The sequence below is a fragment of the Ensifer sp. ZNC0028 genome (assembly GCF_000799055.1).
GTDB lineage: Bacteria > Pseudomonadota > Alphaproteobacteria > Rhizobiales > Rhizobiaceae > Ensifer.
Genome location: NZ_JTLA01000078.1, coordinates 69,236 through 84,935, shown reverse-complemented (window position 1 = coordinate 84,935; position 15,700 = coordinate 69,236). Strand labels below are relative to the sequence as shown.

Annotated in this window: 12 protein-coding genes and 1 pseudogene; 5 read left to right on the top strand and 8 right to left on the bottom strand. The window is 60.1% G+C overall.

The window, feature by feature from the left end:
* Positions 1 to 12: 12 nt before the first annotated feature.
* Entirely contained in the window at positions 13 to 1,161 is a 1,149-nt protein-coding gene (locus L981_RS18520) for a site-specific integrase (protein WP_043619449.1), read from the top strand.
* Positions 1,162 to 1,193: 32 nt separating this feature from the next.
* Here the strand turns inward: L981_RS18520 and serA are convergent, their stop codons facing one another.
* Complete coding sequence (gene serA / locus L981_RS18515; protein WP_043619446.1) at positions 1,194 to 2,432, bottom strand: phosphoglycerate dehydrogenase; 1,239 nt, start codon at positions 2,430 to 2,432, stop codon at positions 1,194 to 1,196.
* 333 nt (positions 2,433 to 2,765) lie between these two features.
* Here serA and L981_RS18510 point away from each other — a divergent pair, with 333 nt between their 5' ends.
* A complete protein-coding gene (locus L981_RS18510) occupies positions 2,766 to 3,014 on the top strand; it encodes a hypothetical protein (RefSeq protein ID WP_043619443.1) in 249 nt (82 codons plus the stop codon).
* 137 nt (positions 3,015 to 3,151) lie between these two features.
* Here L981_RS18510 and L981_RS18505 read toward each other — a convergent pair whose 3' ends face one another.
* From L981_RS18505 to L981_RS35590, 7 genes and pseudogenes are all read right to left on the bottom strand, one after another.
* The gene (locus L981_RS18505) at positions 3,152 to 3,736 is read right to left on the bottom strand and encodes a tyrosine phosphatase family protein (protein WP_043619441.1); all 585 of its coding nucleotides are present in this window, start codon (positions 3,734 to 3,736) and stop codon (positions 3,152 to 3,154) included.
* Positions 3,737 to 3,760: 24 nt separating this feature from the next.
* Positions 3,761 to 4,546, bottom strand: coding sequence for a MurR/RpiR family transcriptional regulator (locus L981_RS18500; protein ID WP_043619439.1), 786 nt, complete (start codon positions 4,544 to 4,546; stop codon positions 3,761 to 3,763).
* A 43-nt stretch (positions 4,547 to 4,589) separates the two neighbouring features.
* Positions 4,590 to 5,447: an inositol monophosphatase family protein gene (locus L981_RS18495; RefSeq protein ID WP_052201867.1), complete on the bottom strand. Its 858-nt coding sequence runs from the start codon at positions 5,445 to 5,447 to the stop codon at positions 4,590 to 4,592.
* On the bottom strand, positions 5,444 to 6,541 hold the full coding sequence (locus L981_RS18490) for an ABC transporter ATP-binding protein (RefSeq protein ID WP_043619436.1): 1,098 nt from the start codon (positions 6,539 to 6,541) through the stop codon (positions 5,444 to 5,446). Before L981_RS18490 ends, L981_RS18495 begins: the two co-directional genes overlap by 4 nt.
* Positions 6,542 to 6,545: 4 nt before the next feature.
* Positions 6,546 to 8,228 carry an iron ABC transporter permease gene (locus L981_RS18485; RefSeq protein WP_082006080.1) on the bottom strand — a complete coding sequence of 561 codons (1,683 nt, stop codon included), beginning with the start codon at positions 8,226 to 8,228 and terminating at the stop codon, positions 6,546 to 6,548.
* 20 nt (positions 8,229 to 8,248) lie between these two features.
* Positions 8,249 to 9,268: an ABC transporter substrate-binding protein gene (locus tag L981_RS18480; protein ID WP_082006082.1), complete on the bottom strand. Its 1,020-nt coding sequence runs from the start codon at positions 9,266 to 9,268 to the stop codon at positions 8,249 to 8,251.
* A 249-nt stretch (positions 9,269 to 9,517) separates the two neighbouring features.
* A pseudogene (locus tag L981_RS35590) lies at positions 9,518 to 9,652 on the bottom strand (helix-turn-helix domain-containing protein); the annotation flags it as partial.
* A gap of 426 nt (positions 9,653 to 10,078) precedes the next feature.
* On the opposite strand from L981_RS35590, the gene L981_RS35130 reads away from it, so the two are divergent.
* The 3 genes from L981_RS35130 (at position 10,079) to L981_RS18470 (ending at position 12,853) form a co-directional block, all read left to right on the top strand.
* Entirely contained in the window at positions 10,079 to 10,255 is a 177-nt protein-coding gene (locus tag L981_RS35130; RefSeq protein WP_197067158.1) for a hypothetical protein, read from the top strand.
* Positions 10,256 to 10,508: 253 nt separating this feature from the next.
* Positions 10,509 to 12,206 carry a diguanylate cyclase gene (locus L981_RS18475; protein WP_245281659.1) on the top strand — a complete coding sequence of 566 codons (1,698 nt, stop codon included), beginning with the start codon at positions 10,509 to 10,511 and terminating at the stop codon, positions 12,204 to 12,206.
* Between the two features lie 344 nt (positions 12,207 to 12,550).
* Positions 12,551 to 12,853: an alkylphosphonate utilization protein gene (locus L981_RS18470; protein ID WP_043619433.1), complete on the top strand. Its 303-nt coding sequence runs from the start codon at positions 12,551 to 12,553 to the stop codon at positions 12,851 to 12,853.
* Positions 12,854 to 15,700: the final 2,847 nt, after the last annotated feature.

The window sequence follows — 15,700 nt, the reverse complement described above, 5'->3', positions numbered from 1 at the left end:
AAACCAGCCCAAATGAGCGAAGCATCCGCGCTCAAGCGCGCCGAAGAACTCGACGCCCTAGACGCCATCATCCCCTTCGATCGCCGCGATCAACTTGCCGCGCTGCTGACGGATGATGACGTCGCGACGCTCAAGCATCTTGCCAGCGAAGGCATGGGCGAGAACACGCTCAGGGCGCTCGCGTCCGACCTGGGCTATCTCGAGACCTGGTGCCAGCTCGCCGTTGGCACTCCCCTTCCCTGGCCGGCGCCGGAGAGCCTGCTGTTGAAGTTTGTCGCTCACCATCTGTGGGATCCGGCCAAACGAGCAGAAGATCCATCCCACGGCATGCCGCCTGAGGTGGAAACTGGCTTGCGCTCGCAGCGGCTGCTGCGCGCCTACGGGCCGCATGCTCCCGAGACCGTGCGACGCCGCCTGACGAGCTGGTCGATACTCACCCGTTGGCGCGGCGAAAAAGGCTGCTTCGACGGACCCTCCATCAAGTCAGCGCTGCGTCTTGCCGTTCGCGCCAGTGCCCGGCCGCGGCAACGCAAGAGCAAGAAGGCCATCACCGTGGATGTGCTGGCAAAGCTGCTCACGGTCTGCGCCGGCGAGCGCCCAGCGGACCTGCGCGATCGGGCGCTGCTTCTGATGGCTTTTGCATCCGGCGGCCGTCGACGTTCCGAAGTGGCGGCGCTCCATGTCGAGGACCTGACGGACGAGGACCCCGTCCAGACCGATCCGGCCGATGCCGCCTCCCCTTCCCTTCCCTGCCTTTCCATCCGCCTCGGCCGCACGAAAACAACGACAAGCGATGAGGACGAACGTGTGATCCTGATCGGACGGCCGGTATCGGCGCTGAAACGCTGGCTCGCCGAGGCTCAGATCAAGGAAGGGCCGGTGTTCCGGCGTATCGACCAGTGGGGAAATGTCGATCGGCGGACTTTGACGCCGCAATCGGTCAATCTAATCCTGAAGAGCCGCTGCAGACAGGCCGGGCTCGATCCGACGGCGTTTTCGGCGCATGGACTGCGATCAGGCTACCTGACCGAAGCGGCCAATCGCGGCATACCGCTGTCTGAAGCGATGCAGCAGTCGCTGCACAAGTCCGTCACCCAGGCAGCGAGCTACTACAACAACGCCGAACGCAAGAACGGACGAGCGGCGCGACTGATCGTCTAGGAGGAATTTGGGTCTGACGGCCCGAACGGCGGTCAGTAGACCAATCGCGTTCGTATCGTTCCGGGAATTCCGCGCAGAGCCTGAAGAATCTCGTCGGCATTTGTGGAAATTCCATCGGCCTCGACCACGACATAGCCCGTGTCGCCAAGCGTCTGAAGGAACTCAGCGACGATGTTCAACCCGCGCGACGAGAAGATCTCGTTGAGCTGAATAAGCATTCCAGGGCGGTTTTCATGCACGTGAATGAAACGCGTGCCGTTCGGGCGCTCGGGCAGCTGTACCTGCGGAAAGTTAACCGCGCCCATCGTTGAGCCGATGTCGGAATACTCGACCAGCTTCCTTGAAACCTCCCCGCCGATGCGCTCTTGGGCTTCCTCAGTTGAGCCGCCGATATGCGGCGTCAGGATGACATTGCTCAAGCCTTGCAACGGCGTCTCAAAACGCTCGTTGTTCGATGCCGGCTCCTTGGGGAACACGTCGACCGCGGCACCCGCCAGATGCCCGTCCTTCAGGACTTTCGCAAGCGCGTCGAGATCGACAACGGTGCCACGGGAATTGTTGATGAAGATGGCGCCCTTCTTCATGCGGCGCAGTTCGGTTTCGGTGATCATATTATGCGTCGACGATGTCTCGGGAACATGCATTGTCACATAGTCAGAGATCTCAAGAAGTTCGCCGAGGGAGGCCATAGACTCCGAATTGCCCCGGCGCAGCCGATCGGAAAGATCGAAGTAGCGCACGACCATGCCCATGCTTTCGGCAAGCGCGCTGAGCTGCGATCCGATATTTCCATAGCCGACAATGCCCAGCGTTTTGCCGCGGACCTCCCGGCTGCCCACAGCGGTTTTCTCCCACCCACCTTGATGCGCGGAAGCCGAGCGCGGAAAGATCTGCCGTGTCAGCATGATAATCTCGCCGATCACAAGCTCGGCCACCGATCGCGTATTTGAATAGGGTGCGTTGAACACCGGAATGCCGCGCCGACGCGCTGCATCCAGATCGACTTGGTTCGTACCGACCGAAAAACAGCCAACGGCGATCAATTTCCTGGCGGATTCGAAAATCTCGTCTGTCAGCTGCGTGCGGGAACGAATGCCAATGATATGCGCGTCGGCGATGTGGCGCTTAAGATCCTTGTCGTCGAGCGCCTTTGGCAAATGAATGAGGTTGGTGTAGCCGGACGACGAAAAGTAGTCCACGGCGGTCTGGCTGATACCTTCCAGTAGAAGCACGGAAATTCGGTCGCGTGGGAGAGAAAGTTGGCGGCTCATAAATGTTGCTCCGATTTCCGGAAGATCGATGTGGCTTGGGGGCCATGAAGATTTAAGCGGCCGGACAGGCTAATATCAACACACTGATACCGCGAACAAATCTCAAGATACCGCGTTTTTCCATGCTTTTAAGCCAAAGGTTGGCGAGAAAGGATGGCCTAGGCTTTCCGGCCCTCCCAACCGGCCGGAAGACCTGCCCCACGAATGGTCGATCCGACGGATACCGGCTCCCCTCTCTTGCGCGGGCCGTACTGCTATCATGCGGTCCCCTTTTTCTGCTGTCCTAGAACGGCATTGTCAGGTCTTGGCCGATCTCCATTGAAGCCCACCCGCATGGGCGCTGATCCGCTTCCACACGTCTTGCGCGCTACTAAACTGTTGGTCCATCTGGCGGCCCAAGCGGAAAGAAAGCTGTCTTTTGGCACCCTGACGACCATTGCCGAGTATCAGGATCGCAAAGCCCTCAAACTGGCGTCACAGGAAGCAAGCCGCCACGGCTTCCATGGATCAACCTGCTTTCACCCTTCCGGCGTGCCGATCATGAATGCCGCATTCTCTCCCTCGGAGAAAGAGATCGCCTAGACCCTGGACCCCCTCGGTGCATCTGAGGCCGCGGAGGTCCGGGCTCGCCTTCAAACATGACGAGCGCATGGTGGATACTCCGATCATCGTATGGGCGCGCAAGATCCTGCGAAAGGCCGACTAGCCCGCCGTCGACGTCAGCCAAGCATGGCCATCTTCAACTCCGCCTGGCGGCCGAGCGAGGTCATCCATTCGGCAAACTCCGGACGGCTCTTGATCTGGCGACCGTAGTGGCGGCGAAGCGCGGTGGTGAGTTCGCTTCCGCGGCCGAGCTGTTCATCGGCAAAGCCGATCATCTGAGAGTTCGGCCAGGCCTGCGGACGGATGGCCGCAAGACGGGCAAAGAGGCTCTCGCCTGACGCATCCGGGTTTGCCTGCGCCATCAAAGTCAGCATCGCGGCGGTCGAGCGCGACACGCCCATATGGCAATGCACCAGAACATGGCTCGACGCCTGCTTGTTCTCGCGTGCGAGGAAGTCGGCACCAAAGCGCAGGATCGCCTCGACATGGTCCGGGTGAGGCATCACCCGATCCGGTGCTGCAGCAATGATGTCGTGGAAGCGCAAGGTCGTGCGATGATGCTCGCCATAAGCGCCGAAGGCCTCCAGTTCCGGGAGTTCAGGATCGACAATCGACAGGACGTGGGTCACGTTCCGACTGCTTTGGCCCGGCAATTCGTCGATCCCACAAACGGTCAGCACTGGAGAAAAAGTCGCTTCCATGTCAATTTTCCTCGGTCCGGTTTATTAAGCGCCTTCCTCGCATCTACGCGCAAGCAGGGCAAAGAGCACGTCCAGCATCACATACATCGGAGCGCGGCCGGTCGGCACGATGAGGGGATGGGTTGAGGCGCGGTAGGCGTTGAGATTGATGTTTTCATCGGCAAGGGAGGCGACGACGGAGCCGCCGGGAGAGATGGAGACTATACGTGCGCCAGCCTTCTTCGCAATCTCCATGTTCGAAATTAGGTAGCTCGTGCGGCCGGAGAAGGAGAGGACGAAGAGCACATCTTCTCCCGTCAAGCGGGGTGCCGAAACCATCTGCAAGGTCGGATCGGAATAGGCAACGCTTGCGACACCCAGCGAGGCAAGGCGGTGTTGCGTTTCCCCAGCGAGGAAGCCGGAGCCGCCATAACCGTAGACGTCGATGCGGCGAGCCCTAGCGAGCAGTTCGACGGCACGACGAAGTGTCTCGAGGTCGAGATCATGACGGGCCTCGCGCAAGGATTCTGCGGCGCGGTTGAAAACGTCGTCGACGAGGCTCGTAAACGGGTCGCCGCCGCCCTCCACCGGGCTTGGCGGCGCCTGGCGCACGGCGAGCTGTTGGGCGAGCTTCAGGCGGAAATCCGGAAAGCCATCGCAATCGAGTCGCCGGCAAAATCGGATGATCGAGGGCTCGCTGACATTGGCGATGCGCGCCGCGTCGGTGATCGACCAGGTGATCGCCGTGCTCGGAGTGTCGAGGATCGCCTCGGCGATCCTGCGCTCGGCGGGGGTGAACTGCGAGAGAGACTGCCTGATCAGATCGAGCATGGAACCCTTCGTTCCGGCATAGAGGGATTGTTGAACATGAGGATCACAATGTCCCATCAGCCATGAGGTTCGACAGGCAGGACGATTGATAATCAAAACCGACCTGCGCCACAACGAGCCTCTTCACCGATCCGAGTGTCTCTTCGCGCGGGTGAAGCGACCGACCCCCACCATCTTGGACCACGACGAGACCTCCGGCCGCCTCGACGAGCTGGATGCCGGCCGCGATATCCCAGGCACTGAATTTAGATTCGTAGGCGACCGCCGCGCGGCCGCAAGCGACATAGGCGAGATGCAGCGCGCACGAGCCGAGACGGCGCACGGCACGGAAGGAATTGACAAGATCGGCATGTGCCTCCTGTGCCGCGCGCGACGGGCGCTCTCCCTCATAGGGAGCATTGCTCAAAAGTTCGACTTCGCGGTCGATGCGCCCACGCAGGAAAGGCTTCACCTCACTCCCGTTCAATGACAGCTGCCCGCCGGTCGCCAGGAAGAGCTCCTCGCGGATCGGATCATAGACGATGCCGCAGATCGGTTCGCCGACATGGTACGCCGCGATCGAGACGCAGAAGAAGGGCAGGCCGGAGGCAAAATTGCTGGTGCCGTCGATCGGATCGATGATCCAGGTCGTATCGCCTTCGCCTTGCAGGCCACCTTCTTCGCCGAGGATCCGTGATGCCGGTAGCCGCGTCCGGATGATCTCGCAGGCCGCAGCTTCCGCCGCCTTGTCTGCGGCGGTAACGATGTCGAAGAACCCGGCCTTTTGCTGGGTTTGCAGCGTCTCCGGACTAGCCTCGAGGAAGCCCTTGCGGGCAACGGCGCCGGCAGCAAGCGCGGCTTCGTGAGCGACGTCCACGATTACCCGGTGCAGATCATGGCGGATGGCTTGGTTAAGGGTCATGCGGCTTTTCCCATGGCGTCGGCTTCATTTTCCGGCAGGATCCAGACAGGCCTGCTATCGACGGAAAGGCGCAGCGTCTGGCCGACTTCGGCAACGCCCGTCCGGTAGTATTCGGTATCGAGGAAGATGCATTCCTGGCCTTCGAGGTCGGTCAGATATTCGACATAGGCGCCCTGGAAGACGACGCGGCGCACCTTTGCCTCCATCGTGCCCTCGGGTTCGACCCGGATGTGCTCCGGCCGCACCACGCAGCGCACCTCCTGGCCCGGTCTGAAGACGCGACCTTCGTTCGAAAGATCAAAGGCCATGGTGGATGTGATCCGCACGCGAACGACCGCAGCGTCTGCAGTCTCGACCTTGCCGCGCAGAAGATTTGCCTTGCCCATGAACTCGGCGACAAAGCCGGTTGCGGGGCGGGAATAGACGTTGAGCGGCGTGTCGCCCTGCTCGATGACGCCGTTGCGCATTACCACCACGCGGTCGGAGATCGCCATCGCCTCGCTCTGATCATGGGTGACATAAAGGCTCGTAATGCCGAGGCGCAACTGAATGGCGCGCAGTTCATCGCGCATGCGCTCGCGCAACTGTGCATCGAGGTTGGAGAGCGGTTCGTCGAACAGCAACACCTTCGGCTGCGTGACGACGGCGCGGGCAAGCGCCACACGCTGCTGCTGGCCGCCGGAAAGCCGCGAGGGCGAGCGATCGGCATATTGGGCAAGCGCCATGGTATCGAGCATGGAATCGACGCGGTCCTTCATCTCTGCGCGCGGCAGGTTGAGCAGACGCACGCCGTATTCAACGTTTTCGCGCACGCTCATGTGCGGGAAGAGCGCGTAGCTCTGGAACACCATGCCGACATTACGCGCATTGACGGGAACGTTGGTGACGTCACGTCCGCCGATGGTGATCGTGCCGTCGCTGGGCGTCTCGAAGCCGGCTAGCATTCTGAGCGTCGTCGTCTTGCCGCAGCCGGAGGGGCCCAGCAGCGTGACGAGCGTGCCTTCCTCGATCGTGAGGTTCAGCCGGTCGACGGCGGTCGCTCCGGTGACACCCGGGAAGCGCTTGCTGATGTTGGAGAAGATGACTTTCGACATGGGCTTACCTCTTCGAGGTCGACGTGAGGAGGAACTGCATGACCGCAAGAATGGCGAGCACGACGAAGACAAGGATGCTGCAATAGGCGGCGGCGACACCGAGCTTCAGCGTCTCAACCTGCGACAGAATGGTGACCGTGATCAGCGTCCAGTTGGCGGAGACGAGGAAGATCACTGCGGACAGCGTCGTCAGCGAGCGGGTGAAGGCGTAGGACAGAGACGTGAACAGCGCCGGTTTCAGGAGCGGTAGCGTGATCTCGAAGAAGGTCCGCGTGTTGGACGCACCGAGGACGGTGGACGCCTCCTCGATCGACTTGTCGATCTGGCGGAGCTGGTTGGAGCCGGCCTCGATCCCGACCTGCAGGTTCTTCACCACCATCGCCGCAACGACGATGAGGGCGGTTCCGGTCAAGAGCAGAGGCGGCGCGTTGAAGGTGCTGACATAGCCGATGCCGAGAATGGTACCCGGTGCTGCGAACGACAACAGCGTCCCCCAACGCAGCAGGAAGCTGCACGGGAAAGCCTTGCGGACGAGCAGATAGGCGATCAGCATGCCGGCAATCGCGGTCACCGGCGTCGCAACACCCGCAAGCAGCAGCGAGTTGCTGAGCGTCTCGAAGCCCGCCGTGAAGACGGTCTTGTAGTGGGCGAGCGTCAGCGTATTGTCGACGCCGGGCAGTTTCGTGAACGAGACGTAGATCACCGTCACATAGAAGGCGAGAATGGTGAAGGCGACCACGTAGCACAGGATCGTCAACGGGATCACGACGGCGCCGGAGATCCGGATCGTTTGGGCCGTCGGCTTGCCGGTGACAGTCACATAGCTGCGCTTGCTCACCCAGTAACGATGGATGAGGAACGCCGTCATGGACGGGACCAGCATGAGGCTCGCAAGCAGCGCACCCGCCTGCAGATTGAAGTAGCCCACCATTTGCGAATAGGCCTCGACGGCAAGCGTGTTGAAGTTGCCGCCAATCAGCATCGGATTGCCGAAGTCTTCAACCGACTTGACGAAGACGAGCAGGGTTGAACTGAGGACCGCCGGCGTGACGAGCGGAAGCGTCACCCGCGAAAAGGTCGTCCAGCGTGAGGCGCCCAGGGAAGCGGAGGCGTCCTCCAATGCGCTGTCGATCGACTGCAGCATGCCGCGAATGTTGAGATAGGCGATCGGCGTGAAGGCGAGCGACTGGATCAACACCAGGCTATGGAAGCCATAGACGTTGGCATTGCGGATCCCGAGCAGTTCGCGGGTGATAAGGCCTGAACGGCCGAAGAGAATGACGACCGCCAATGCCATTACGAACGGCGGCGAGATAATCGGAAGCAGCGCCACGCCATGAATGAAGGTCTTGCCGGGCATGGTCGTTCGCGTCGCCGAAAAGGCAAGAAGGAAGCCGGCAGCGGTGGCGATGACCGCCGAGGTGGCGCCGAGCAGCAGCGTGTTGACCAGCGATTCCCAGACGAAGGATTGGGAAAGCGTATCGGCGAGCGCCGCGAAATCGAAGCCATGGTCGGTGACGACCGCCTGCTTCATGACAGTGAAGATGGGCAGGGCGGCGAAGACCAGCACCGAAAGCGTGACGAGGGTGAAGAGACCGAACAGCCACGGGTCGACGGTGATCTTTCGCAGGAAGGCCGGCGATGCCCCCGTCCGGCCGGACGGGGTCGCTTGCGAGACGAGGGTCATATCGGGGCTCCTTGCCGGCTTTACTTGGCGTCGGCCTTGTGGCGCACATCGCTTTCGTAGCGCTGCAGGAGCCGCGCGCGGTTCTCACCGGCCCAGGTAAAGTCGTAATCGATCATCTTCACGTTGGAGAGATCGATCTTCGCTTCCGGGTTCTTGTAGCCGGGCACGATCGGGCCGCGGAACGTTGCACCGATGGCCGCCTGACCCTTGTCCGTCAGAACCCAGTCCAGAAACGCCGCGGCGCTCTTTGCCTGCTCGTCCGACGCGTTGGCGATCGCGGCCGCAGCATTCACCTCGAAGCCCGTCCCCTCTTCCGGGAAAGAGTAGCCGACCGGATACCCTTGAGCGATCGCCGCCTCGATGTCCTGGGTGTAGGCCATGGCAAGCGCAATCTCGTTGTTGGCGACCATGCGCGATGGCGCCACACCCGAGCGGGTGTATTGCACCACGTTCTTGTCGATGTCCTTCATCAAGGAGAAAGCCGGCTCCTCGCCGAATAGCTGAACCATCGAAGCAAGAGCGACATAGGCAGTGCCTGAAGATGCCGGGTGAGCAAGCGCCACACTCTCATGGAAGGTTGCGTCTGCAAACGACTTCCAGCTTGTCGGCGGCTTGGCGCCGGTTTCGTCGAGAACCTGTTGGCTGTAGGCAAAGACGATCGGCGACAGCGAGATCGGTGTCCAGCGGCCTTCCTTGTCGGTGTAGCGCTGGTCGACCTTCTCGATACCGGTCGCCTTGTGGGCGGCGAGCAACCCTTCGCTGGCTGCCTGGATGAAGTTGTCGGCCGCTCCTGCAAGCCAAAGGCCCGCCTGCGGATTGTTCTTTTCCGCCCGGATACGCGCGAGGATCTCGCCGGCGCCGATGCGCACGAACTGCGCTTCGATCCCGGTGTCGTCCTTGAAGGCTTTCAGCACAGCACCGCAGTCGTCTTCCGACATCGGGCAATAGACGGTCATGGCCGCGGCACTGGCGCTGCCGGCGGAAAAGACGTGTGAGCACAGGACTGCGAGCGCTGAAGCCAGCGCGAAACGGCGTGACATGTTGATTTCCTCCAAATGAAAGCGACGGCCCCTTTTGTGAAAGCCTTCCCGGGCTCTCAGGTCTCACTCGCCGTGCATGAGTGTTGGTATAGCGAGGAAATCTACATCTGTCAAAGAAAATGTAAGAAAGCTACATTCTTGAATATTGAGGGATGATACGCGTGGTGAACTGCCATTGCCCGAGGTTGTGGCCAATGAAAGTTGGGAAGCGGAGGGAAGACGCAAACGGTGTATTCTGAAAACAGCAGATCAAGGCTCCGGCGCTGACTTCGGAACGAAGCCCATTGCGAAGCCGAAGAGCCGGCCCACTTTTTCGAGTGTCTCCAACGTCGCGTTCGCGTCACCAGCTTCGATTTCTGCTATCTGGCAACGGGTAAGGCCGACGCCGGACGATGGGTCTCTCGCTCACAGCACAATCGTTCCGTCGCCAGTTGTTTCAAAGCGTTCCCATCGGCGTGGATCCGGGATCCCCACTCTGATGTGTCAAAGCGGGGCCTCAGCCAGGCTGATGAAAGTTTCTAAAGTCCGTTGCGGGAACAAGAGCGAGGCGCAGCCGTTCTACCATCAGACCTGCCTCGCGAGCCCGCCCACGGAGCCGCGGCTGAGGGGAAAGGGATCTGACAGTGGCGATGCGCGCAATCACGCCCCTACTCGAATAGAACCTACTCGAATAGAAGCAGCGCGCTGCAGCACACTGCCACAGCCACAACGAATACTCGCACGTTTCTCGCACGACCTTCGGGCAAGGTTCGCTAGCGAGACCAATGCGTTGCGAAAGAGTTGCATTGCGATTCGTCGCCTGGAGGAAAAATGCGTCAGCAGACAAAACCGTTTATCGTTGAGATCAAGCATTCCCGAAAGCTGAAACCCAACGGCGAAAAACTATCGATCTGGGGGAAACTGGATTTGAGCGTTGCCGAGGAGCACGTGGCATCCGAGAACCCAGTAGAGGCACCGGCCGCCATCGAAAGCGGCGACCGACCTTAGCGCCCGATCGGCGCAAAACCTCAAGGGCCATTTCAAACATCTGTCGTGTCCGGCTGCAGCCCATAACGAAGCGCGGCCGCGCGCCAGAATGGAAGGGTCGCTGTTCGCGTTCAGGCGCTATTGCTGGATCGGGGCATTTCAACGAGCCTCGCCGAGCCGATAACAGGCGCTTTTTTTTGCGAAGCTTAATGGTATCGAAAGCGTATGATTATACCAAAGCCTCATGCTTGGGGGTGGGTTTCGAAGTCTTGTATTGGCAGTATTTCTGCTTCTGTTGATGCTGACGCATCTGGGCGTTGGATCGACCCACGCTGCTGATTCCAGCAACATTCGCAATTCCTGCTGGGCATCCGGCCGCATCTCGGAGAGCGTCATCACCATAGCTTCGGCCGCGGAGCGGTGGTTCTGCGATGACCGGAAATTCTCAATTGATTCCGAGCGAGTGCTGCTTCGCTTCGATCTCAGGCCGGGCGATGACCTGCCTCGATATTTTCTCTCAAGGCGGAGCGCACTTAAGGCGGTGCATCTGCTTGCAATCGACCAGGACGGGGCGGTGCGGCAAGCCTCCGCTTCCGCAGCAGCGTTGCCCAGCTCAATGGCCGCCGGTGGGTATTTCAAGGCTCCCCTGCCTGGCGTGACCGATGCGACGCGGCAAGTCGTCGTCGCCATCGACTTGCCTAGCCACCGGATGACACTGGAGCGAGCATACCTGGCACCAGAGGATGTCGCAGGCAACAGCATCGAGGATATGCAACCCCTTATGATCGTTGCAGGCCTTGCGGGCATGCTCGCCATGCTTCTGATCTTCAATGGGGCGTTCTATCGGATCCTGCGCGAACCTTTTATTCTCTGGCACTCGGCTCTGACGCTCTCGTTGCTGATGACCATTGTGACCTCATCAAGCTTGTCAGTCGTCTTCTTCGACCCTCCCGCCATGACGTTGAGCTGGATGACCACCTTGCTCTTCGGGATGACCGTCGCATCAGGAGCGATGTTCACGTACAGCTTCATCGAACCTGGACTGATGCATCCTGCACTACGGCGTCTGCTACCCTATTGCGCGGCATCGGCATTGTTCCTGAGTGCGTTTCACGCGGCATTCCCGTTCGTTGCGCGGCCAATACAATCGACGGCGTACACGGCTTCGTTTGCACCGATCCTCATCATTTTCATACTGTCGATGATCGACGCATTGCGCCGCGGGAGCCGCGCGGCAAAATTTCAGGCAGTCGGATACACGCCAATGGTCGCGGTCGGATTGATCCGTCTTGTGACGGGCGTCGTCCCCTGGTTCGAGAGCATCGACGCCACGCTCGCATTTTATACTGGCTGTCTATTCGAAGCCCTCTTCACCACGCTCGGCGTAGCTGATCGCTTCGTGACCATGAAGCGAGAGCGAGATCGCGCACGCATCGAAGCTGATCTGCTTGAGCGGCTTTCCGAAACAGACCCGTTGACGGGCTTGCTCAATCGGCGGGCTATTGAGGGACAATTTGGGCAGCTTCGAGCTGAAGGCTTTGCAACATTGGCGGTCATTGACCTTGATCATTTCAAGTCAATCAATGACGTAAGCGGACATGTCGTTGGTGATGCCGTACTCAAGGCTGTCGCCAGTGCCTTCCAGCCTGGGCCGGACGTGAGGGCATACCGTCTTGGTGGTGAAGAGTTTGTGCTACTCACGCGCGGCAATGGCGCCGCCACCTTGGCCGAACGCCGGCGGCAGGCGATTCCGGCAATTGTCGCCAATGTCGTTCCCGGTCTCAAGCGGCCCGTAACCGCCAGCATGGGAGTGGCGGATGCCCTCGGCGATGAAGATTTCGAGAAACTCTATGAACGGGCCGACAAACTGCTCTACGAAGCAAAGAGTGCGGGCCGAAATCGAACGCGGAGTGCCCTCAAGGCAGCGACGGATCAGGAAATCTTTGCGAGAGAACAGGCCTTCGCCGACTAGAGCACTCACTGTGCTGCACGAACTCGGGCGGAGTTTTCCAGGATCTGAAGCGTGAACTTGCTTTTGGCGCGAACGGGGCACTGAAACGACAGTATTTTGCCAATCCACTGGCCGTGGAGCGGACGACTGCTGGTCTAAGCCGCAGCAAAACCGAGCGACGAGCCGAGACGGTACCTTACCTGATGCCCCCTAAAGGGATGCGGCAACCGAGCCGCCTCCGTCCAGCCCCGATGGGGGAGCCGTTACATTTGCGTCAAAACCGCAGAAGAGGTAGGGGTGCACCCCAATGGCAGCGGCAGCGAAGGCAACCGCCGCAATATCCGAAAAAGCATGCAAGGCAGACCATGAGCGACCAGAACGACGACTACGTGTACGACGATGTAACGGGTGAGTGGCGGCCAGCCTCCGAACTCGCTGCCGAAAAAGCAAGAGCCGCCGAGGTACGCGATGCGTCAGGCACCGTCCTTGCAGATGGTGACTCGGTCGTTCTGATCAAGGATCTCAAGGTCAAGGGTGCCGGGCAAACGCTGAAGCAGGGAACGGTCATCAGGTCTATCCGGCTGACTGATAACCCTGAAGAAATCGATTGCCGCCATGAGACGATCAAAGGTCTCGTTTTGCGCACCGAGTTTGTTCGCAAGCGCTAGGCGATCGGAGGGTCGCCTGTGAAACAGGCAGCCCTGTCTCCATCCAACCGCGCGACAATGAACTGTCGTCGGGCGCCGCCGACGGTTCACGTCGAAGACCAAAGGAAAGCCGGACTACCATTCGGCTCAGTGCCAAGGGCGCCATAATCACGCGGCAGCTCAGCGCCGACGTCTTCGAAGCCTCCGCCTCAAGGGCCGAGGGAATTTCACCGCTTCCACGCTCGACGGAAGAGACAACTCATCTCAGAGCGGCAACCTCCTTCGCATCTGGCAAGAAGAGCGCCGCCCAATGATCAGATCGAACACCATGAAGGTCAGGCAGAGCCAACGATCCTCTGTCTGCTCACCAAAAGAGATTTGCTATCCAGCGCTGATCTGGCGAAGAGCCACGTCGGAGACAATTGTCCGGCCACGCCGACGCCCTTTGCCCAGCTTCATACGCCCTCCGCGGACACGAACATTCGATCTACCCCGAATCCCCGCGATGCCGGCCAAATTCGCCGGGATCTAACTATCTAATTTCTCTATACTAAACCTCATAGCAGAAGCTATTTGTCTATCTACTTCCGCCACCTGAGCTGAAATCGATCACATCTCGACAGCGGCGTCGTCGCCGCTGGGCTCGAACTGCCATTGGGGGACGACCAAGACGCGACGCAAATGGCCTAATCACCACGTCCAATTATGGCGCGAGCCCGCGGCCTCGCGGTCTCCTCCCCTATCCCGAGTTAGAAGGTCTGCTTCTCGATATCGTCGTCCCCTATCTCTCGCGGATAGTCGACCTTCACGCGCTCAGCCGGCCAACCAATACTTTCGGCGGCAGGCAGTTTAGATCCCCATCGCCACCGGCGCTGCGTGCCGGAACGCGACCGAGACATCCCGAAACGCAAGATGGCCGCCATGGCTCAAGTTTCGGCAAAACTGGCAAGCCGCCGGCCACCGTACATGAGAACGGTCGGCAGCAGGGGCACGACCGCCAAACGGCGAGTTGTCAGCGACCCCGGCAATCGGACGTGGCAGCATTGCGGATCGGGAATTGAGGAGAACCGGTTCACGCCAGGCCGAGCGACAGGCCCCCTCTTCCCAGTCTTTCGATCTGCCCCGACCAAGAGAAGCGACCACGACGAACCCGTCATCCCGATCCGCCGACCGATTTCGGCGCAGAACGGCCGGCCCGATGAGGTTCAGATCAAGGAAGTGCCCTTGCTCCATCGTGTCAATCCACGAGTGATGGCGATAGGCGCGCCCGCGCCGCAGTCGCTCTACGTGACCGCAATGAGCTGCCGCAAACCAGCCGGGCACAACCCCTATATTGCCGAAATCTATCCCGTGTCCATGCGATGGCCGCATCGCCCCGGGTTTTCACATGGAGAGGCGATATCACCTCAATACTGGCGCCGCTGAAAGGCCCGCGTCCAGCGAGCCCTTGGCTCTTGTCGGTGAAATGACCGAGCGTCGACGCTTACAGGGATTCGATGCCGGCTGGTCGGATCTTTCCCAAGGCGGTACCTCCATTCACGGCGTCGAACCAACCATGAAATCGTTACCTGGAACGACGGAGTGGAGGACGCACTTGCGGACGAACAGCTCAAAAGACGGCTGGCACGCGGTCCTGGCGCCGGACACAACCAGTCGAACATCAGCCGGCACTCTGAGATCCCGAAACACGATGCGCCTGACGGCGCGCCCCGCGAAACAAAGTGATTTAACACGAACCTCGGAAGGCCCGAATCTAATCAAAGCGCCGCCAATCTCAGAACCCTACTATCATCATTGAACCTTTGCGCCTGCCCCTCTATGGCGCGTACAGACGCTGATGCCTCGATAAAGGTATTCCCGTACGCTACCACGGATCCGCGAGTTTGCTTGCAAGCGCACTTCCAATCCCCGCCGAACGTTTGACCAGAATCTATCGAATGCCACAGGGGTGGGGTTCGAAGCGGCACCAGCGAATACGGAAGAGGCCCGCGACCTCTCGACCGGGACGCCGCAATCCGGCCGAGCGCATCACTCGCGCGCGCAATTTCGTCCGCTCGGGCAGATCAATTTAGGGTCACATATCGAAGCGCAGCAAACGCCGTTTTCATCACACACCGGGCCTCCGAGCGCTTACAAAGCTGGCCAATTACCGAAGAAGTCCCCAACAAGGATTGCGTCCCGACTGCACGGTCGCTACGCCGGACTCGTCACAGACCTGTATTACCCGCGCCCGGAGACCCGCGAGGATCGCTAGAGAAGCAACCCTCGCTGCGGCAATTTTGTTCGGAACTTTGAAGGCAGTCGCGCCAAACAACCAACATCACCTTTGCTTCCTGAAGCGACTTTCGACAGTGATGCCATCCGTAATCCAGCAAGAGATAGTCGGAGCAAGGGTTGAGCCACGATCGACGCGAAATCAATTTGAGACGAGCGCCGGTGCCCAAGCACCTTCAGACAAACGTCAAACACCCGCGAAGGGCACGGCGTGAGCGGCTGCCGTTGCTTCGTCTAGCCCAAGCAGACGTCACATTTGGGAATGATGGCCGGGGCACCCTTTCCTGACAGGCCTCCGGATTAGAGGTCGCCACCGGCCAATATCCATTACTTCAACTTCAGACCTGGCTTTCGCCCTTTGCTATCCTTACCCGATAGCCTCGGACAGTGGTCCGCGCCCGCGCTCATCGCCAGCCGTCTTTGGAATATCCTGAAGCCGCAAGTTAGGTTTCGAGCTTCCGATTGAAAGCCCTGATGTCGGAAGACACGGCTTGCGTGGTTAGAGATTGGCTTACAAGCTCATGTTTAGCGGCAGGGGTTCCGGACCTTGTCAGCTGACAAGGTCCGTTCGCAGTGGGTCATCTGTCGCGACAA

Coding starts and splice junctions, on each gene's coding strand:
- L981_RS18485 (WP_082006080.1), bottom strand. CDS start 8,228: ATGACCCTCGTCTCGCAAGCGACCCCGTCCGGCCGGACGGGGGCATCG.
- L981_RS35130 (WP_197067158.1), top strand. CDS start 10,079: ATGCGTCAGCAGACAAAACCGTTTATCGTTGAGATCAAGCATTCCCGA.
- serA (WP_043619446.1), bottom strand. CDS start 2,432: ATGAGCCGCCAACTTTCTCTCCCACGCGACCGAATTTCCGTGCTTCTA.
- L981_RS18480 (WP_082006082.1), bottom strand. CDS start 9,268: ATGTCACGCCGTTTCGCGCTGGCTTCAGCGCTCGCAGTCCTGTGCTCA.
- L981_RS18500 (WP_043619439.1), bottom strand. CDS start 4,546: ATGCTCGATCTGATCAGGCAGTCTCTCTCGCAGTTCACCCCCGCCGAG.
- L981_RS18495 (WP_052201867.1), bottom strand. CDS start 5,447: ATGACCCTTAACCAAGCCATCCGCCATGATCTGCACCGGGTAATCGTG.
- L981_RS18490 (WP_043619436.1), bottom strand. CDS start 6,541: ATGTCGAAAGTCATCTTCTCCAACATCAGCAAGCGCTTCCCGGGTGTC.
- L981_RS18510 (WP_043619443.1), top strand. CDS start 2,766: ATGGGCGCTGATCCGCTTCCACACGTCTTGCGCGCTACTAAACTGTTG.
- L981_RS18505 (WP_043619441.1), bottom strand. CDS start 3,736: ATGGAAGCGACTTTTTCTCCAGTGCTGACCGTTTGTGGGATCGACGAA.
- L981_RS18470 (WP_043619433.1), top strand. CDS start 12,551: ATGAGCGACCAGAACGACGACTACGTGTACGACGATGTAACGGGTGAG.
- L981_RS18520 (WP_043619449.1), top strand. CDS start 13: ATGAGCGAAGCATCCGCGCTCAAGCGCGCCGAAGAACTCGACGCCCTA.